Source organism: Candidatus Pelagibacter sp. uisw_138, assembly GCF_059512485.2.
Window position 1 is genome coordinate 1,091,084 of sequence record NZ_CM183453.2, and the last position, 17,916, is coordinate 1,108,999.

At 28.4% G+C, this 17,916-nt stretch carries 20 protein-coding genes; 16 read left to right on the forward strand and 4 right to left on the reverse strand.

Annotated features, from left to right (window positions below; genetic code table 11):
* The first annotated feature begins 94 nt into the window (after nt 1-94).
* Nucleotides 95-1,165 (forward strand): DNA methyltransferase, encoded by a 1,071-nt coding sequence (locus AC5YGC_RS05865; protein WP_496139295.1) that lies wholly within the window; start codon nt 95-97, stop codon nt 1,163-1,165.
* Here AC5YGC_RS05865 and AC5YGC_RS05870 read toward each other — a convergent pair.
* Both AC5YGC_RS05870 and AC5YGC_RS05875 read right to left on the reverse strand, forming a co-directional pair.
* A complete protein-coding gene (locus tag AC5YGC_RS05870) occupies nt 1,162-2,313 on the reverse strand; it encodes an FAD-dependent monooxygenase (protein ID WP_496139296.1) in 1,152 nt (383 codons plus the stop codon). The genes AC5YGC_RS05865 and AC5YGC_RS05870 overlap by 4 nt on opposite strands.
* Nucleotides 2,313-3,293, reverse strand: a complete 981-nt coding sequence (locus AC5YGC_RS05875; RefSeq protein ID WP_496139297.1) for an A/G-specific adenine glycosylase — start codon at nt 3,291-3,293, stop codon at nt 2,313-2,315. The genes AC5YGC_RS05870 and AC5YGC_RS05875 overlap by 1 nt, the downstream gene beginning before the upstream one ends.
* Here AC5YGC_RS05875 and AC5YGC_RS05880 point away from each other — a divergent pair, their 5' ends adjacent.
* Genes AC5YGC_RS05880 through rnhA form a run of 15 tightly spaced genes read left to right on the forward strand, consistent with a single transcriptional unit; the run spans nt 3,294 to nt 15,978 of the window.
* On the forward strand, nt 3,294-3,782 hold the full coding sequence (locus tag AC5YGC_RS05880; protein ID WP_496139298.1) for a DciA family protein: 489 nt from the start codon (nt 3,294-3,296) through the stop codon (nt 3,780-3,782). It begins immediately after the preceding gene.
* Nucleotides 3,779-4,369: a thioredoxin domain-containing protein gene (locus tag AC5YGC_RS05885; protein ID WP_496139299.1), complete on the forward strand. Its 591-nt coding sequence runs from the start codon at nt 3,779-3,781 to the stop codon at nt 4,367-4,369. The genes AC5YGC_RS05880 and AC5YGC_RS05885 overlap by 4 nt, the downstream gene beginning before the upstream one ends.
* A gap of 8 nt (nt 4,370-4,377) precedes the next feature.
* Nucleotides 4,378-6,951, forward strand: a complete 2,574-nt coding sequence (locus AC5YGC_RS05890) for an AAA family ATPase (RefSeq protein ID WP_496139300.1) — start codon at nt 4,378-4,380, stop codon at nt 6,949-6,951.
* 7 nt (nt 6,952-6,958) lie between these two features.
* Nucleotides 6,959-7,234: an AtpZ/AtpI family protein gene (locus tag AC5YGC_RS05895; protein ID WP_271492225.1), complete on the forward strand. Its 276-nt coding sequence runs from the start codon at nt 6,959-6,961 to the stop codon at nt 7,232-7,234.
* 12 nt (nt 7,235-7,246) lie between these two features.
* Nucleotides 7,247-7,981, forward strand: coding sequence for a F0F1 ATP synthase subunit A (locus tag AC5YGC_RS05900; protein ID WP_018413543.1), 735 nt, complete (start codon nt 7,247-7,249; stop codon nt 7,979-7,981).
* A 19-nt stretch (nt 7,982-8,000) separates the two neighbouring features.
* Nucleotides 8,001-8,228: a F0F1 ATP synthase subunit C gene (locus tag AC5YGC_RS05905; protein WP_006997791.1), complete on the forward strand. Its 228-nt coding sequence runs from the start codon at nt 8,001-8,003 to the stop codon at nt 8,226-8,228.
* 56 nt (nt 8,229-8,284) lie between these two features.
* Nucleotides 8,285-8,824 (forward strand): F0F1 ATP synthase subunit B family protein, encoded by a 540-nt coding sequence (locus AC5YGC_RS05910; protein WP_496139301.1) that lies wholly within the window; start codon nt 8,285-8,287, stop codon nt 8,822-8,824.
* Complete coding sequence (locus AC5YGC_RS05915) at nt 8,805-9,308, forward strand: F0F1 ATP synthase subunit B family protein (RefSeq protein ID WP_496139302.1); 504 nt, start codon at nt 8,805-8,807, stop codon at nt 9,306-9,308. The genes AC5YGC_RS05910 and AC5YGC_RS05915 overlap by 20 nt, the downstream gene beginning before the upstream one ends.
* Before the next feature lie 42 nt (nt 9,309-9,350).
* Nucleotides 9,351-10,808, forward strand: a complete 1,458-nt coding sequence (gene crtI, locus AC5YGC_RS05920) for a phytoene desaturase family protein (protein WP_496139303.1) — start codon at nt 9,351-9,353, stop codon at nt 10,806-10,808.
* Entirely contained in the window at nt 10,808-11,659 is an 852-nt protein-coding gene (locus AC5YGC_RS05925; protein ID WP_496139304.1) for a squalene/phytoene synthase family protein, read from the forward strand. The genes crtI and AC5YGC_RS05925 overlap by 1 nt, the downstream gene beginning before the upstream one ends.
* A complete protein-coding gene (locus AC5YGC_RS05930; RefSeq protein ID WP_496139305.1) occupies nt 11,646-12,713 on the forward strand; it encodes a lycopene cyclase family protein in 1,068 nt (355 codons plus the stop codon). The genes AC5YGC_RS05925 and AC5YGC_RS05930 overlap by 14 nt, the downstream gene beginning before the upstream one ends.
* 1 nt (nt 12,714) lies before the next feature.
* Nucleotides 12,715-13,650 (forward strand): beta-carotene 15,15'-dioxygenase, Brp/Blh family, encoded by a 936-nt coding sequence (locus AC5YGC_RS05935; RefSeq protein ID WP_496139306.1) that lies wholly within the window; start codon nt 12,715-12,717, stop codon nt 13,648-13,650.
* Complete coding sequence (gene ispH / locus AC5YGC_RS05940; protein WP_496139307.1) at nt 13,640-14,584, forward strand: 4-hydroxy-3-methylbut-2-enyl diphosphate reductase; 945 nt, start codon at nt 13,640-13,642, stop codon at nt 14,582-14,584. Before AC5YGC_RS05935 ends, ispH begins: the two co-directional genes overlap by 11 nt.
* On the forward strand, nt 14,585-15,553 hold the full coding sequence (locus AC5YGC_RS05945) for a homoserine kinase (protein ID WP_496139308.1): 969 nt from the start codon (nt 14,585-14,587) through the stop codon (nt 15,551-15,553). It begins immediately after the preceding gene.
* Nucleotides 15,553-15,978 (forward strand): ribonuclease HI, encoded by a 426-nt coding sequence (gene rnhA / locus AC5YGC_RS05950; RefSeq protein WP_496139309.1) that lies wholly within the window; start codon nt 15,553-15,555, stop codon nt 15,976-15,978. The genes AC5YGC_RS05945 and rnhA overlap by 1 nt, the downstream gene beginning before the upstream one ends.
* On the opposite strand, the gene AC5YGC_RS05955 is transcribed toward rnhA, so the two are convergent.
* A complete protein-coding gene (locus AC5YGC_RS05955; RefSeq protein WP_496139310.1) occupies nt 15,970-16,455 on the reverse strand; it encodes a redoxin family protein in 486 nt (161 codons plus the stop codon). The genes rnhA and AC5YGC_RS05955 overlap by 9 nt on opposite strands.
* Nucleotides 16,455-17,831: a threonine synthase gene (gene thrC, locus AC5YGC_RS05960; protein ID WP_496139311.1), complete on the reverse strand. Its 1,377-nt coding sequence runs from the start codon at nt 17,829-17,831 to the stop codon at nt 16,455-16,457. Before thrC ends, AC5YGC_RS05955 begins: the two co-directional genes overlap by 1 nt.
* Nucleotides 17,832-17,916 lie beyond the last annotated feature (85 nt).

The window sequence follows — 17,916 nt, forward strand, 5'->3', positions numbered from 1 at the left end:
GTTGTTTAAGAAATAATAAACACAAATTGAATCCATTTAATTCAATCACAGGTTGACCGTAGAATCCATTTGAAGTTTAATTGTTTTATAGAAAATGGAAAACAATTATAAAAATAAGATTATTAATGGTGACAGTCTCGAGGAATTAAAAAAAATTCCAAGCGAAACCTTTGATCTTGTTTTTGCTGATCCACCATACAATTTACAATTAAAAAATTCCCTTACAAGACCAGACAGAAGCAAAGTCAGTGCTGTTAATGATAAATGGGATCAGTTTGAAAGCTTTAAAAAATATGACGACTTTACAGTTGCTTGGCTTTCAGAATGTAGAAGAATATTAAAAAAAGATGGAGCCATCTGGGTCATAGGAAGTTATCATAATATTTTTAGAGTGGGCACTGCAATACAGAATTTAGGTTTTTGGATTTTAAACGATGTTATCTGGAATAAGAATAACCCAATGCCTAATTTCAGAGGAACAAGATTTACGAACGCTCATGAAACTTTAATTTGGGCTTCTAAAAGCGAAAAGTCAAAATATACTTTCAACTATCAATCTTTGAAATGTTTAAATGATGATCTTCAAATGAGATCTGATTGGAATTTACCTATTTGTAATGGAGCGGAGCGACTTAAGAAAGATGGGAAAAAAGTTCACTCTACTCAAAAACCAGAATCTTTATTACATAGAGTTTTATTAGCATCATCAAATAAGGACGATTTAATTCTAGATCCATTCTTAGGATCTGGAACAACTGCAACTGTTGCAAAAAAATTAGGTAGAAAATATTACGGTATAGAAAAAGAGAAGATCTATTTTAAAGCAGCAGAAGAAAGGTTAAAAAATACAAAACCTTTGGAAGATAATTTCTTAGACACTCTAAAAAATAATAGATCCAAGCCTAGAATACCTTTTGGATCTTTGGTAGAGCTTGGAATAATAAAGCCTGGAACAAGTATCTTTGATCAAAAGAAAAAGATAGTTGCTAAGATTATGGCAGATGGAAGTATCAAGCATAATCAAGCTGAAGGATCGATTCATAAAGTTGCAGCAACAATACTTGGCTCTGAAAGCTGTAATGGATGGACTTATTGGCATTGCACAGTGAATGGTGTTTCTGTGCCAATTGATAATTTAAGACAAAGATTAATTTCTAAAAATTAGTCTTTATAAATTTTACCAAGATAGCTGTTAATAAATTTTTTATTTTTTACTAATTTTTGTATTATTAAGTTTCTAATCCAAATTGTTAAAGGGTTAGATAAATGAAAAGCAAAATAATTGAGTTTTGATTTCATATCAATCATCTTTACCCTTTTAACTCTTTCAGAGTTAAATTGAGTCTTTTCATTTTCTAAATTTTTATACAGTTCATGTGCAACCTCTATTGATTGAGATGCACCTTGCGCAAAGGTTGGAGGTAAAGCAAAAAAAGCATCACCAATAATAAAAGTATTTTGATTTTTTAGTTCAAACACCTCGGAACTCACAAATATAGGGAAGCATTTAATACCTTTTAGATTTTTAATTATTTCAGGAGCTACTTGCTTTGATATTTCAGATATAATAGACGCAGTAAAATCTTTGCTCTCAAATAAAGAATAGTCAGATAACTCTTTAGTGTTAAGCTTTTTTCTAAGAATGCTAATGAAATTAAGCTGTCTTTTGCTATTAATTGGATAAAGAACTGAATGTAAATTAGATCCTAAAAATAAAGATATATTCTCTGGGTTAATTCCCTTAATAGCATCCTGATCTATTGTTGCTCTTAAAGCAATAGAGTTAAAATACTTTGGTTTAATTTCTTTATTAGCAATTAATGATTTTGTTTTTGAAAAAATTCCATCAGAAATAATCAAGTAATCCCATTTTACTGATGAACTATCCTCAAAAAATACCTCTTTGCTTTCAGCTTCTTCATTAATTTTTATAACTTTTTTATTATAATTGATAATATTTTCATGAAGCCCATCTTTTAAGAAATTAATTAAAGTAGAGCGCTGCAAGGTAGTATATTTTGTATCAGTACTATTAAACATGGATATATCTAAATCACATATTTTCTTATTATTTTTTAAAGAATAGAAGTCTAATTTATGGGGGTGAAATTTATCTTCTACCCTAATTTTTTGAAAATTTATTTGATTTAATAGTTTAATGCTATTCACTGAAAGTTGAATTCCATATCCTTTCTCTAAGTTAACAGAGCTATTTTTCTCATAAATTGTAATTTTATAATTTGAGTTTTGGCTTAAAAGATTTGCAATATACAGACCTGAAATACCCGCCCCTATTATTGCTATATTTTTCATTAATTTTTTTTTAAATGATTAAAAATTTTTTTAGTAAATGTTGGCAAAGTATAATCATCAAGCTTAGAGCTATCAATCCAAGAAGAGTTAGAAATTGCACCTTTTAACTTGGAAAACTTGATTATTATATTCATATTCATATTTGATATCTTAAAGTTTAAAGCTTTTGCTAAATTATCAGGTTTGGATATTTGCTTCATAGGAAATATTTGTAAATTTTTTAAAAAATTAAATTTAGTATTTTTTATTAACAAAAATTGATTATTCTTTTTATAAACTTCTAATAAATAAAATCTATCAATCTTCTTTTTTCTTTCTTTTATTATTTCAAAATCTTGTTTTTTAAAAGATGTACAATTTTTAGTTAAAGGACATTGGTGACATAAGGGGTTTTTAGGTCGACAAATTAATGCACCTAACTCCATTAAAGCTTGCGCATAATCACTTGCCCTAATTGAGCTACCTAATATTTTTTTGCTCTTAACAAGGTTATCTTTTGTAATTTCTTTAGGTAATTTTAAATTTAACAATCTTTTAATTACTCTTTCAATATTTCCATCTAAGGGAATAAATGGCTTGTTAAAGGCAATTGCCATTATTGCATTAGAAGTATAGTCACCTATTCCAGGTAATAATTTTAATTCTTCAATTGTGCTTGGTAACCTTCTATTAAAATTTTTTTCTAATATTTGCCCAGTCTTTTTTAAATTTCTTACTCTTGAATAATAACCAAGGCCCTCCCAATACTTTAAAAGCTTATGTTCCTTAATTTTTGATAGAGACTTAATGTCAGGAATATCTTTTATAAAATTATTGAAATATGGAATAACAGTAGCAACCTGTGTTTGCTGCAACATAAATTCACTTACTAACGTGTAATATTCTCGCTTAACTTGTGATAGTTTTTTTCTCCATGGGAGTGATCTTTTATTATTATCGTACCAATAAAGAATTTTTTTTGTTAGTATGGATTTAGTCATATGCAATTTAAAAATAATATTAAGCAGAGGTTCAAAACTATTCAAGGCTTAAGGTCTTTTAAAGACACTTTGCCAAAAAATATTAAAAAAATAATCAAAGAAAAGGGTCATATATTTTCTGAAACACTTAATAACTGGAAGTACATAGTTGGAGATGATCTTTTTCAAATATGTTATCCGAAATCCTTTAAAAATTCGAATAAATTTGGAGTAAGCACTCTTCAAATAATGGTGAAGAGAGGGCACGAAATTGATTTAGAATATTCAAAAAAAATAATAATGGATAAAATGAATAGTTTCTTTGGCTATGCCGTTGTTGAAAAATTGAAATTTATAAGTTTTGATGATTTTCAAACAAAATTCAAAAAATTAGATGCTAATGAAAACCATGTGACAAATATTAAATATGCAGATAGAATAAATAGTATTAAAAATGACAAAATTAAAAAATCATTACTTGAATTAACAAAACTATTTAAACAACGATGAAAAAATTAACCTCAGCATTATTTATAATATTTATAATCTTCTCCGCTAAAGTGTTTGCTGCAGATAATGAAATAATTAAAAGAATTACCGAGGGTGAAGAAAGTGCCAGAATAACAATAATTGCTTACGAGTCATTGACTTGTGGTCACTGTGCAAATTTTCATAAAGATGTTTATCCAGAACTAAAAAAAGACTTCATTGATAAAGGGTTGGTAAGAATTGAATTTAGACATTTTCCATTAGATTTAGCTGCATTTAATGCATCAAAAATTGCACAATGTAATAACGATGGCAGTTCAAGTATTATGAATACTTTATACTCTGGCCAAAAAAAATGGGCCAGAGGAAAAACACCAGAAGAAGCAACAAGTTATTTGAAAAAATTCTTAGAAGGTGAAAATGTGAATGTAAATTTTGAAAAATGCCTGAGCGATAAAGCTATAGAAGATTACGTTTTAAATGATCGAATCGATGGGGTAAAAAAATTTGAAGTTAATGCTACTCCTACGATAATAATTGATGACAAAAAGTTTGATAAAGCCCTAAATTATAAGAATTTAAAAAAATATCTGGAAAAACTGATATAAGTTAGTCCATGGAGTTTAAAAAAATCCAATTAAATGGATTTAAATCATTTGCTGAAAAAACAAATTTTCTAATAGAGCATGGCTTAACTGGCATCGTTGGTCCTAACGGTTGTGGGAAATCTAATATTGTAGAATCCTTAAGATGGGTTATGGGTGAAACCTCAGCTAAGAGTATGCGTGGTTCAGGTATGGAAGATGTTATTTTTAATGGTACATCTAATAAGTCTTCTAAAAATATAGCAGAAGTTTCAATAAGTGTAGATAATGCAAGTCATGATGGTCCAATGCAATATAAAGATTTAGATCATATAGAGGTTAGAAGAAAGATTGAAAAAGATAAAGGTTCAAAATTTTACATAAACGACAAAGAAGTTAGAGCTAGGGATGCTCAAATGTTTTTCGCAGATTTATCTACAGGCGCTCATTCACCATCAATGATTAGTCAGGGACGTATTGGAGCCTTAGTTACTGCTAAGCCTACAGACAGACGTGCAATTTTAGAAGAGGCAGCTAATATTTCAGGATTACATGTTAGAAGACATGAGGCTGAACTTAGGTTGAACGCAGCAGAAGTAAACTTGAAAAGAGCTGATGAATTAAGAAGACAACAAGAAAAACAACTAGCAAACCTTCAGAAACAAGCTGAGGAAGCCACAAAATATAAACTTATATCTGAAGAAATAAAAAAAATTGAAGCAGGTTTATATTATCTAAAATTATTAGACATTGATAATGAAATTAGAATAGAAAATGAAATTAACAATGAAGCTGAGGGAGAAGTAAGCAACTTTAATCAACAGATCAATCAATTTGAAAGTTTAATTAAAACTGAAACAGATAAAGTTTCTCCATTAAGAGAAAAGAATATTGAAAACCTATCAAGAATTCAACGATTGAACTTAGAATTACAAAGTCTAGATGAGGAAAATGTAAGAACACAAGATGAGATAGAAAATTTTAAAAAATCACTAAAAACAATTGAAGAAGATATTGATAGAGAAAAAGGCATTGTAATAGATGCAAACTCAAATGAAAAAAGATTAAAAGAAGAAAAAAGTGAATTAATAGAAATAGACTCTAAATATTTTGAAACAGAAAAATTATCAAACGAAGACCTTGAGAAGGCAAAAAACCAACTCAATGAAGAGCAAAAAGCTGTCGATGAAATTATTGAAATATTTGCTAATGGCAACATAAATATCAGTATTGACCCAATTAAAGACGTCATTAATACAATCGAAAAAATTAAAGAATTAATAGACAGTAATGAAGCTAACCAGGCTCTTACATTGCTGGATAGAACCAAAATGGAATTAAATAATTTCTTAAATAATTTAGCTAATGACGAAAGTAAAAGTAAATTAACTGATATTGATGAAAAAAATAGCAATATAAAATTACTTCAAGAAAAATATGCAGATAGTTTTAGTAAAAACCAATCAATTAAAAAAGAGTCTATAAAAAGAAATGAAAGAATCAAAGCTATAGAATCAGAAGTTGAAAGTTGGAAAAACTTACTTTCAAACTCACAAAAAATGGTAACAGAATTAACTGAAAGAAAAAATAAATTATTATCACAATTAAATGAACGTGACCAACAACCCAAGGCTCAAGCAGAAAAAAAAGGTCAAGCTACAGAGGGTCTGAGAATTTCACAAAATGAAAAAATTGAGAATGAAAAAATTATAGAAGAAACAGATAAAAAGATAAACTCTTTAAGACTTGAGTTAAATGACGTTCAAGAAAGATCTATTCAAATAAGAGAAAGAAAAGCAAGCTCAGGAGCTACTGTTGAAGGTTTAAAAAAACGTAAAGAAGATCTGTTAGAAAGGGTTAGCTCTGAACTTAATCTTGAAGAAAATGATATTCTAGAAAATTCTAATTTAAATGGTGTTGTAGAGTTACCCAATTCTGTTGATCAAGAAGAAGCTCTTGATGAAAAAAAAAGAGAAAGAGAAAAATTGGGATCAGTCAACCTTAGAGCAGATGAAGAAACCAGCAAATATGAAATTGAAATTAAAAAAATGGAGCAAGATAGAGAAGATCTTGTGTCTGCTATTATAAAATTAAAAGAAAGTATTAATGAATTAAATCAAAAAGGAAGAGAAAGATTGTTAGAAGCTTTTGAAAAAGTTAATAGAAAATTTAATGAAGTTTATACAAAACTATTTAATGGTGGAAATGCAAAGCTAGAATTAGTGGACTCTGATGACCCACTTGAAGCTGGTTTAGAAATGTTGGTAAGTCCTCCTGGTAAAAGACTTCAGTCTATAACCTTATTATCTGGTGGTGAACAAGCTTTAACAGCCTTGTCTCTTATTTTTGCTGTGTTCCTTACTAATCCATCCCCAATTTGTGTTTTAGATGAAGTTGATGCTCCACTAGATGATGCTAACGTAACAAGATTTTGTGGACTTCTTGATGATTTAACTAAAATAACTAACACTAAATTTATTATTGTAACTCACCACGCTCTAACTATGTCAAAAATGAATAGACTTTATGGGGTAACTATGCCTGAAAAGGGTATTAGCCAACTAGTAGCTGTTGATTTACAAAAAGCTGAGAGTATGGTTGCTTAATACATAAATGCCAAAAGATAGTCTTAAAACTCGCTTGGAGATTGCAAAAACTAAACTTTCAAAGAAAAATCTCTATAAAAATGAAGAGGCACCCTCTTCTATTGGAACTGCCTTTAAATTAAGTACAGAATTAGTGTCTGCAGTGGCAGTTGGGACAATTATAGGGTTTATTTTAGACAAGACCTTTGGTACTAAGCCCTGGTTAATATTAATATTTTTTTTTGTAGGTGTTGTTGCTGGAATTATAAATGTATTCAGATCTGCAAAAAATATGCAAAAATAGACTTAAAAAATTATGGCTACAAACCCAATGAACCAATTCGAAGTTTATAGAATTGGACCAGAAATTAAATTAGGGGCAATAGATATTTCTTTCACAAACGCAAGTTTGTTTATGGTGATTAGTTCACTTGCAATCTTATTAGTTTTTAATTTAGGGTCAAAAAAAAACTCTTTACTACCAAGCAAGATGCAACTTCTTTCTGAATTAAGTTATACTTTTGTTTCTAAAATGATTAGTGATACCGCAGGATCAAAAGCAAAACCCTACTTTGCGTTTATCTTCTCAATATTTATGTTTGTACTATTTTGCAATATGTTTGGGATGATCCCTTACGCCTTTACAGTAACTAGCCATATCATTGTTACTTTTATTTTAGCTTCATTTATTTTTGTAGGTGTAACAATTATTGGATTTATGAAACATGGATTAGGATATTTAAAATTATTTGTACCTAGCGGAGTGCCTGCTGTACTATTGCCGCTAATAGTTGTTATAGAAATAATTTCTTACTTAAGTAGACCGGTTAGTCTTTCAGTTCGTTTATTTGCAAACATGATGGCTGGTCATACTATGATGAAAGTTTTCGGAGGCTTTGTAATAAGCCTTGGAATAGTTGGTGGATGGCTTCCACTGAGTTTTTCGGTTGCATTAACTGGCTTGGAAATACTAGTTGCTTTTCTTCAAGCATATGTTTTCGCAATCTTAACCTGCATCTACTTAAATGATGCATTAAATTTACACCATTAACTAACATAAGGAGGATATAATGGAATTAGAAGCAGCAAAAATGATCGGAGCAGGACTAGCAGCAATAGCTCTAGCCGGTGCCGGTGTTGGAATTGGAATTATTTTTGGTAATTACCTTTCTGGCGCAATGAGAAACCCATCTGCAGCCCAAAAACAATTTCCTAATCTTTTATTAGGTTTTGCTTTAGCTGAAGCAACTGGCCTATTTGGATTAGTTGTAGCGTTAATTATTTTATTTGCATTTTAAATTTAATGATTAAAAAAATATTTTTTCAGTCGATATTTTTAAGCTTCCTGTTTTTTATGGAAGCTTTTGCAGCTGAAAGCGGTGGAATGCCTCAATTAAATCCTGAGTTTTGGGTTTCTCAAATTTTTTGGTTAATTATTACTTTTGGAATTTTATATGTTGTTTTATCTAAACTTATACTTCCAAAAATAAGTGCCAACCTAGAAACTAGAAAATCTCAAATTTTAGAAAATATTGAGGCTGCAGAGAAGAAAAGAGAAGAAAGTGAACAAAAAATTGAAGAATACGAAAAGATAGTACACGACAGCAAAAATGAGGCAAAAAACTACTTTAAACAAGCTAGAGAAAAAGTGTTGAAAGATATTAGTGTAAAAAAAGAAGCACTAGATAAAGAAATTAATGAAGAGGTTAATAAAGCAGAGATTGAGATAAAAACTTTTAGAAATAATGCACCAGAAAAAATCAGGAAGATTGCTGAAGAAACTTCTTCGGACTTGCTGCAGCAACTAATAGGAGCCGAAGTTAACAGTAGTAGTATTTCTGCAATAGTAGAAGATCTTTCAAGAAAAAAAATGGATGAATATTATGGTAATTGATGCAACTTTTTGGGTAGCTATATCCTTTTTAATATTTATAGGAGCTTTAGTTTATTTAAAAATACCTCAAAAAATTAATGAACTTTTAAATAAGCTTATCCTTGATATTAAAAATGAAATAGATGAAAGCGAAAGGCTAAGACAAGAAGCAAAGGTCTTACTAGATAGTGCTCAAAATAAACTTGATACCGCACAAACAGTAAGCAATGATATTTTGCAACAAGCTAAAAAAGATAGTGATCACCTTATCATTGAAATGAATGATAAATTTCACAAATCTTCAGAAATTAAAAAGAATTTAGCAGAAAATAAAATTTCACAAATGAAAGAAGCTGCACTTAAAGAAATAAAAGATGTTTCAATTAAAATTGCCGTTGATTCAGTTAAAAAAATTATTAATACTTCTGTTGATAAATCAAAGCTTGATAGTCTTTTTGAAAAGAACCTTGAAGAAACAAAAATAGCTTTAAAAAAAATAAGCTAATAATTACCTTACAATTTTTTAAAAAAACTATAAATTAACTCAATGAAATCTATTGTTATTGGTTCTGGATTTGGTGGTATAGCTGCAGCACTAAGATTAAGAGCCAAAAATCATAAAGTAACTTTAATTGAAAAACACCCTGACTTGGGTGGAAGAGCTAGAGTGTTTAAAAAAAATGGTTTTACTTTTGACGCTGGGCCAACAGTAATTACCGCACCATATCTAATTGAAGAGCTTTTCACTTTATTTAATAAAAAGTCTCAAAATTACATAAAGCTAACTCCTTTGAAAACTTGGTATAGGTTTATTTATGAAGATGGAGGTGTATTTGATTACTCTGGTGATGAAGATCAAATGAAAAAACAAATTGAAGAAATAAATAAAGATGATGTTAAGGGTTATGAGCAGCTTGTAAAATTCACAAAAAAAATATTTGATAAAGGCTTTACAGAACTGGCTGACGTTCCATTTGACAAACCTCTTGTGATGATGAAACAATTACCTTCTTTACTAAAACTTAAAAGCTATAAATCAGTTTATTCATTAGTTTCTTCATACATAAAAAATGAAAAATTAAGACGTATGCTAAGTATGCATCCTCTATTAGTTGGTGGAAACCCCTTTACAACAACATCAATATACGGATTAATTCTATATCTCGAAAAAAAATGGGGCATACATTACTCAATGGGTGGAACTGGGAACATAATCAATGGCTTAGAAAAATTAATGATTGAACAAGGAATTGAATTAATAAAAGGACATGAGGTAACAGAAATAATTTCAAATAATGGAAAAATTAGTGGAGTAAAATTAGATAATCAAAGAGAAATACTTTCAAATAATGTAATATGTAATGCCGATCCTCCTGCTGTATATGAAAAGCTTCTAAGCCTAAATAAAACAAGCTCTCTATTTAAATGGAAGCAGAATAGAATGCAGTACTCTATGGGTCTATTTGTTTACTATTTTGGAACAAAAAAAACATACCCAGATGTTGAACATCACACAATTAAATTTGGTGATAAATATAAAGAACACCTGAGTGATATTTTTGATAATAAAAAATTAAATGATGACATAAGCTATTACCTTCATAGACCATCAGCTACCGACAAATCAATGGCGCCTGAAGGAAATGATTGCTTTTATGTTCTTGTGCCCGTCCCAAACAATCAATCCAAAATTGATTGGAAAATTGAAGGTGAAAAAATGAAGAATTTAGTAATAGATAAAATGGAAAAAGCATTACTTCCTAATCTTAGAGAGAATATTATTGAAGATTTCTATTTAACGCCAGATTATTTTGAAAATGAATTGAATACTAAATTTGGATCAGGTTTTTCGATCCAACCTAAATTTACACAGTCTGCATATTTTAGGTTTCATAATAAATCAGAAATTTATGATGGTTTGTATTTTGTTGGGGCAGGAACACATCCTGGCGCAGGTGTTCCTGGTGTGCTATCCTCTGCAAAGGTTCTAGATAAGATTATATAATGCATAATAAAAACTACCTGTCTATTTACGCAAAGTCATTTAACTGGGCTGGTTTCTTTTTACCAGAAAAAACCTATCGAAAGTGTTCCTCTTTATACGATTTTTGTAGAACTGTAGATAATATTGCAGATAACGATGAAGAATTAGAAGTTAAGAAAAAAAATCTATTAGTCTTTAAGAATGATTTTCTTAATAAAAACTATAATAATATAATAATTAAAAATATGTGGGATCTTATGGATCATCATTTAATTTCAATAAAAATTATTAAAGACTTATTTGATGGTGTTGAATCAGATTTAAATAAAAAAGTTCAATTAAATAATAAAAAAGATTTGTTAATTTATTCTTACAGAGTTGCTGGTACAGTAGGCTTGATGATGGCAAAAATTTTAAATGTTAAGGGTGACAATTCAATGAAAGCTGCCATAGATTTAGGCATTGCAATGCAACTAACAAATATATCTAGGGATGTTATCGAAGACTCGAGGGTTAATAGATTTTATATTAAGAATGATTTTGAGACAATAAGCGACACATTAGCTTTAGCTGATTTATTCTATAAAAGTTCTTTTATAGCAATAAAGGAGATACCCTTTAAGTTTAGATTTGCAATACTAGTAGCAAGAAGGGTTTACAAAAAAATAGGTGATAAAATTTTAAGAACAAAGAATATAGAGAATTATAATAAAGCAGGTAAGATTTATGTAAATAGTATTGCAAAAATCTATCAGACCATTCTTTCTGTATTTGACTTAGTAACACTTTTTTTAACAAAACAAAAAAGTGGTTATATGAATAATGAACACTTTTTAATTAGTGAGGAAATAGATTTAAATGAAAGAATTTGACTATATAATTATTGGTGGTGGTTGTGCTGGGCTATCTTTGGCATACGAATTAGAAACTCATAATAAACTTAAAGATAAAACATTAGCAATTATTGAGCCTAGATTAGATTACAAGAGGGATAAAACTTGGTCTTTCTGGAAAACAACAAGCCATAATTTTGAAGATTGTGTAAAAAAAAGTTGGGATAATTTTTCTATAAATATACCGAATAAAACTAAATTTTTAGAATGCAATAAACTACCCTATCAATCAATTGATAGTGGACTATTCTATAAAAAAATAAACTCTACACTGAAGCAAAATCATAATGTCAAATTTTATAAAAATATTAATGAGGTAAACTTAAATAACTCCTTAATTTTTAATAGTGTTCCATCAATAGATTCTAAAGAAAATAAACTTTGGCAACACTTTAAAGGTATTGAGATTGAGACTGCTAATGATGTTTTTGATGAAAAAATCATGAATTTAATGGACTTTGATTGTCCACAACATGACAGTGTTCATTTCTTTTACACATTGCCTTATAGCAAAAATAAGGCTTTAGTTGAAACCACCTGGCTATCTAAAATGAATAATGATCTAGAAATGGATTATGATGAGCAATTAAGAGATTACATTGAAAATCATTTAAATATTAAAAATTACAAAATTAATTATAAAGAAAATGGTGCGGTACCACTATTTTATCCATCAAATATTAATGAAAAAAATAAAATAAATATTGGCACTGCAGGACATATGACTAGATTAAGTACTGGGTATACTTTTTTGAATATCCAAGACCACAGCAGATATTTAAGGGAAAATATCAATAATATTGATAAAATTAGAAGATATGAAATTAAAAAAAAATATCAGTTTCTAGATAAAATATTTTTAAGAGTTTTAAGCAATCATGCTAAACAAATGCCATATATATTTTTCAAAATGTTTGATAACTCTCCTGAAACTGTAATTAAATTTCTATCTAATAAGAGTAATATTTTTCAAGATTTATTAATAATTCTTAAAATGCCTAAATGGTTATTTATTAAAGCCCTTTTAAAATAAAATGTATAGTCTGATAAATAAAATTAATTTCTATCATTCAATTATCTTTTTTATTTTTTCATGTTTTATTGCCTTGATTGTTAATCGATTCGAAAACTTAATCATCTCTCCAATAGTGTGTTTATTTTTTATTCTTTCAATCGGAATTTCACATGGTGCGTTAGATAATCAAAAAGGTAAAAAACTTAGCCAGTTATATAATATAAAAAAATCTTATTTCTTTTATTTAATATATTCCCTTATTGGGATTGGTATCATTATATTTTGGTTATTTTTTCCAACTGTGTCTCTTATTTTATTTTTAGTTGTGGCCTCATATCATTTTGGCAAAGAAGATACTGAATTTTTGATAAGTAATAAAAATGTATCCAATCTAATTCTTTATTTCTTAAAAGGTTCTCTAATAATCGTTGCACCACTAATGTTTCACTTTGTTGAAACAATTAATATTTTTAAATTACTTTTAATAGAAAATGAAAAGTTTTATTTATTCTTAAACTTTATTGAAGATAACAGTATATTACTTTTTGCTTTATCTATTTCTTTACTTTCTAGTATTTATTACTTTTTGAAAGATTTTAAAATTATGAATATTTTGATATTTTTGGATTTTTTTTCTATTATTGTTCTGAATTATTTTTTAACTCCACTAATTGCCTTTACAGTATACTTTTGCTTCCTACATTCATTCCGACATTCAATTTCGTTGATAGCAGAGCTTAATGAAAAAAGTTTTAAAATTGGTGCTATAACATTTATTAAAAAAGCTATGCCACTTATAGTTTTAACTGCAATTTTATATGTCATAAGCTTATATTTCCTTTCTAATTTCTATCAATTAAATGATGCAATATTAAAAGTTATATTTATTGGTTTGGCGTCTTTAACCTTTCCTCATATATTGCTTGAGTATCTTTTAGAAAAAAATGAAAAATAAAGAAATTAAAGTATTGTTATCTGCTCCAAGAGGTTTTTGTGCTGGGGTAGAAAGAGCAATAGAAATAGTTAAAAAAAGTATTAAAAAATATGGTGCACCCGTTTATGTGCGGCATGAAATAGTACACAATAAACATGTAGTGGATAGTCTTAAGGCAATAGGTGCAATTTTTGTTGAAGAGTTAGAGGAGATTAAAGATAAAACTAGACCAGTAATTTTTTCTGCGCACGGAGTACCAAAATCGGTACCTCTAGAAGCTGATAGCTATAAAATGGAATATATAGATGCTACTTGCCCTCTTGTCTCAAAAGTTCATAGAGAGGCAGAAAACCTTCACAAAGCTGGTTACCATATTGTTCTTATAGGACATAACAATCATCCAGAAGTTATTGGTACTATGGGACAATTATCAGAAGATTCGATTGATTTAATTCAAGATGAGCATGATGTTGAATTATATAAATTAGATAATAATAAAAAAATTGCATATGTTACTCAAACAACTCTGTCTGTTGATGACACTAAGAATATAATAAAAGCTCTTAAAAAAAAATTCCCACAGATTAAAGAACCATTTAAAGAAGATATTTGCTATGCAACTACTAATCGTCAATCAGCTGTTAAAAATATTGCCAAAAAATGTGATATGTTTTTTGTTTTAGGAAGTAGAAATTCCTCAAATTCGGTTCGTTTAGTTGAGGTAGCAGAACAAGCTGGCTGCCAATATGCCGAGCTAATTCATTCAGAGAGTGTAATTCCTTTTGAAAAAATACAAAATTGCAAAATAATTGGTGTTTCATCAGGCGCATCAGCACCTGAAGTTTTGGTTGAAAATTTCATTAATAAATTGAAAGAAAATTTTAAAATAAAAATTGAGGAAGTTGAAATTATCAAAGAAAATATTGTTTTTAAAGTTCCTGCAAAATTAAATTAGATGGCTGTATACACTAAAATAAATAGTAAAGACCTTCAATCAATAAATAGAGATTATAAATTAGGAAAAATAATCAAATCTGAAGGAATTAAAAAAGGAATAGAAAATACAAACTACTTATTAAAAACAAATAAAAAAAAATTTATTTTAACAATTTTTGAAAAAAGAGTTCAGGAAAAAGATTTACCTTTTTTTATGAACTTAATGGAAAAACTAAATCAAAAAAAAATTATTTGTCCAAAACCATTAAAGAATAATGATGGCAAGCACTTAAGTAGAATTCAAAATAAACCCTCTAGTATTGTGACTTTTTTAAAGGGAAAAGATAAGGCCACTCTTAATTATAAAAATTGTTTTGATATTGGAAAAAATATTGCAAAATTTCACAAAGTTGGAACTAAAATAAAGCTATATAGACAAAACTCTATGTCTATTAATAAATTAGGTAACTTATTAAAAAGTATAAAATTTAAATCTAATAAAATAGCTCCAAAACTAAAACCCACTCTTAATGTATGCTTAAAAGATATTAAAAATCAATGGCCAAAAAATTTACCAAGTGGAATTATTCATGGAGATTTATTTATAGATAATATCTTCTTTAATAAAAATAAATTTTCTGGATTTATTGATTTTTATTTTTCAAGCAATGATTTTCTGATGTATGAGATTGCAATTTGTATAAATGCTTTATGTTTTGATAAGAAAAAAAATTCTTTTGTAATGAATAATAAAAAAATTAAATACTTAATTGATGGATATGAAACTATAAGAACTATTTCAAAAAAAGAGAGAGACTCATTAAATATATTATGTAGAGGGGCAGCTTTAAGATACCTACTAACTAGAATTTATGATTATTTTAATACTCCTAAAACTGCACTAATTCAGATCAAAGAACCTAACGAATATTTTCAAAAACTAATTATTCATAACAATCTGAATGACTACAAAGATTATTATAAATAATGATAAAAATTTATACTGATGGCTCTTGTTTAAAAAACCCTGGAAATGGTGGTTGGGCTGCAATCATCAATATTAATGATGAAATTAAAAAAATTAGTGGAAGTGTTAAAGACACAACTAATAATAAGATGGAGCTAATGGCTCCAATTAAAGCGCTTCAGGAAATAAAAGAACACCAACCTATTGAAATTTATACAGACTCCCAATACGTGAAATTAGGTATTACTGATTGGGTGCATAAATGGATTAAAAACAATTGGTTAACTTCTAAAAAGGAACCAGTAAAAAACAAAGAACTTTGGACTCAGCTTTATGAACTAAATCAATCTCATGAAATTAAATGGATATGGGTTAAGGCTCATGCTGGAAATATTCTAAATGAAGAAGTTGATTTATTAGCCAAACAAGCTGCTGGATTAAACTAAATTTAAAAAATTTTGGGCAGCTGAAACTTCACATGCACCAGCATCTTCTTCTTCTTGCAATTTAACTACTTTTAGATTGTCTATTAACATTGTGTATCTATTTGATCTTACACCTAAGCCTCTGGCACTTTTATCAACATCAGCACCAATTGCTTTCGTAAAACTCAAAAATGGATCAGCCATCATCAAAACTTTATCTTCAACATTTTGGCTCTTGCCCCAAGCTTCCATTACAAATGGATCATTTACTGAGATACAGACTATTAAATCTACACCTTTTGCTTGGTATTTATCATGGCTATCAACGTATCCAGGTAAATGTTTGGCTGAACAAACTGATGTGTAAGCACCAGGTAAACCAAATAAAACTATCTTTTTATCCTTAAAAAACTCAAAAGTATTTTTCTTAACAGGATTTCCATCTTCCATAATAAAAAATTCAGAATTAGGGATTGTTTCATTTTCTTTTAATTTCATTATATTTTTTCCTTAATGTATTGTTGAGTTTTACTTAGATTATTTAAAATAATATCATAATTTTCTTTTTCATCCATAACATACTTTAGTTCGTCAGGTAAGTCAGGTTTGATCCCAATTGATTTTTCTATAGCCTCAGGAAACTTGCATGGATGTGCAGTAGCTAAAACAATATTATTGCCTTCTAAATTTACTTTATTTAAAGATCCAAATCCTATTGCACTATGAGGATCCAGTATAATGTTATATTTTATGTGAACTTCTTTAATAGTATCTAAAATCTCTTCTTCACTCATGCTTGCTGATAAGAAATCTTTATTTATTTTTTCCATTTTATCTTTTGAAATAATATATTTACCTTTTTTTTTAATTCCATGCATGATTGTACTAGTTTCATTATCATCACAATCATTTAAATCATAAATTAGCCTTTCAAAATTACTAGCTATTTGAATATCCATACTTGGTGAGTTGGTTTCAGACACACTTTCCGCTTCATAGTTTCCATTAGAAATTGCTCTATGCAAAATATCATTTTTATTAGTTGCAACTATAAATTTGTTTATTGGTAAACCCATTTTTTTTGATAGATAGCCAGCATATACATCTCCAAAGTTTCCTGTCGGTACTGAAAAATTAATAGGCCTTTTGTCTTGTGTTTGAAAGTATGTATAAAAATAGTATACAGCTTGCGCAATAATTCTTGCCCAATTTATTGAATTTACTCCAGACATATTTATTGAGTTAGAAAATTCTTTATCTGCAAACATTGATTTAACTAAATTTTGACAATCATCAAAATTACCTTCAATCGCTATATTAAAGACATTCTTTTCTTTGACTGTCGACATTAGTTTTCTTTGAACGAGTGAAACTTTTTCATGAGGGTGAAGAACAAATATATTCATATTCTTTTTTCCCTTAATCGCATCTATTGCAGCAGCACCTGTATCTCCAGATGTTGCAACTACAACGTTTATATTCTTATTATTTTTTTTTAAATAGTGCTCATAGAAGTTTCCTAACAATTGCATTGCTATATCTTTAAAGGCTAGTGTCGGGCCATGAAACAGCTCTAAAACCTTAGTATCACCTAATTTAATTAAATCTACGACGTTATCTTTTCTAAATACAGAATATGATTTATCAACAATATCTGACAACTCATTTATTGTCATAAAGTCACCTATAAATGGGTATATTATTTCTTTTGCTAAATTCTGATAACTCAAGTTACTTAATGCCTTTATTTGTTCAGCACTGTATTTTTTAACCTCTTTTGGAATAAACAAGCCCCCATCATCTGCAAGCCCTTTAATAAATACTTGCTCAAAGCTATATTCTTTTGAGTTATCCCTAGTGCTTATATACTTCATCTAATTAATTTTTTTTAAAATATAAATATATTAATTGTGAAAAATTGGCTAATAAAAATCTTCTTACAAATATAAACTAGTTAAG

Bases quoted from the DNA above. Each gene is read 5' to 3' on its own strand.
- AC5YGC_RS05905 (WP_006997791.1), top strand. From the start codon at position 8,001: ATGGAATTAGAAGCAGCAAAAATGATCGGAGCAGGACTAGCAGCAATA.
- AC5YGC_RS05880 (WP_496139298.1), top strand. From the start codon at position 3,294: ATGCAATTTAAAAATAATATTAAGCAGAGGTTCAAAACTATTCAAGGC.
- AC5YGC_RS05915 (WP_496139302.1), top strand. From the start codon at position 8,805: ATGAATATTATGGTAATTGATGCAACTTTTTGGGTAGCTATATCCTTT.
- AC5YGC_RS05900 (WP_018413543.1), top strand. From the start codon at position 7,247: ATGGCTACAAACCCAATGAACCAATTCGAAGTTTATAGAATTGGACCA.
- AC5YGC_RS05910 (WP_496139301.1), top strand. From the start codon at position 8,285: ATGGAAGCTTTTGCAGCTGAAAGCGGTGGAATGCCTCAATTAAATCCT.
- AC5YGC_RS05870 (WP_496139296.1), bottom strand. From the start codon at position 2,313: ATGAAAAATATAGCAATAATAGGGGCGGGTATTTCAGGTCTGTATATT.
- AC5YGC_RS05930 (WP_496139305.1), top strand. From the start codon at position 11,646: ATGAAAGAATTTGACTATATAATTATTGGTGGTGGTTGTGCTGGGCTA.
- thrC (WP_496139311.1), bottom strand. From the start codon at position 17,831: ATGAAGTATATAAGCACTAGGGATAACTCAAAAGAATATAGCTTTGAG.
- crtI (WP_496139303.1), top strand. From the start codon at position 9,351: ATGAAATCTATTGTTATTGGTTCTGGATTTGGTGGTATAGCTGCAGCA.
- AC5YGC_RS05925 (WP_496139304.1), top strand. From the start codon at position 10,808: ATGCATAATAAAAACTACCTGTCTATTTACGCAAAGTCATTTAACTGG.
- AC5YGC_RS05935 (WP_496139306.1), top strand. From the start codon at position 12,715: ATGTATAGTCTGATAAATAAAATTAATTTCTATCATTCAATTATCTTT.
- AC5YGC_RS05945 (WP_496139308.1), top strand. From the start codon at position 14,585: ATGGCTGTATACACTAAAATAAATAGTAAAGACCTTCAATCAATAAAT.
- AC5YGC_RS05865 (WP_496139295.1), top strand. From the start codon at position 95: ATGGAAAACAATTATAAAAATAAGATTATTAATGGTGACAGTCTCGAG.
- AC5YGC_RS05885 (WP_496139299.1), top strand. From the start codon at position 3,779: ATGAAAAAATTAACCTCAGCATTATTTATAATATTTATAATCTTCTCC.
- AC5YGC_RS05875 (WP_496139297.1), bottom strand. From the start codon at position 3,293: ATGACTAAATCCATACTAACAAAAAAAATTCTTTATTGGTACGATAAT.
- ispH (WP_496139307.1), top strand. From the start codon at position 13,640: ATGAAAAATAAAGAAATTAAAGTATTGTTATCTGCTCCAAGAGGTTTT.
- AC5YGC_RS05890 (WP_496139300.1), top strand. From the start codon at position 4,378: ATGGAGTTTAAAAAAATCCAATTAAATGGATTTAAATCATTTGCTGAA.
- AC5YGC_RS05955 (WP_496139310.1), bottom strand. From the start codon at position 16,455: ATGAAATTAAAAGAAAATGAAACAATCCCTAATTCTGAATTTTTTATT.
- AC5YGC_RS05895 (WP_271492225.1), top strand. From the start codon at position 6,959: ATGCCAAAAGATAGTCTTAAAACTCGCTTGGAGATTGCAAAAACTAAA.
- rnhA (WP_496139309.1), top strand. From the start codon at position 15,553: ATGATAAAAATTTATACTGATGGCTCTTGTTTAAAAAACCCTGGAAAT.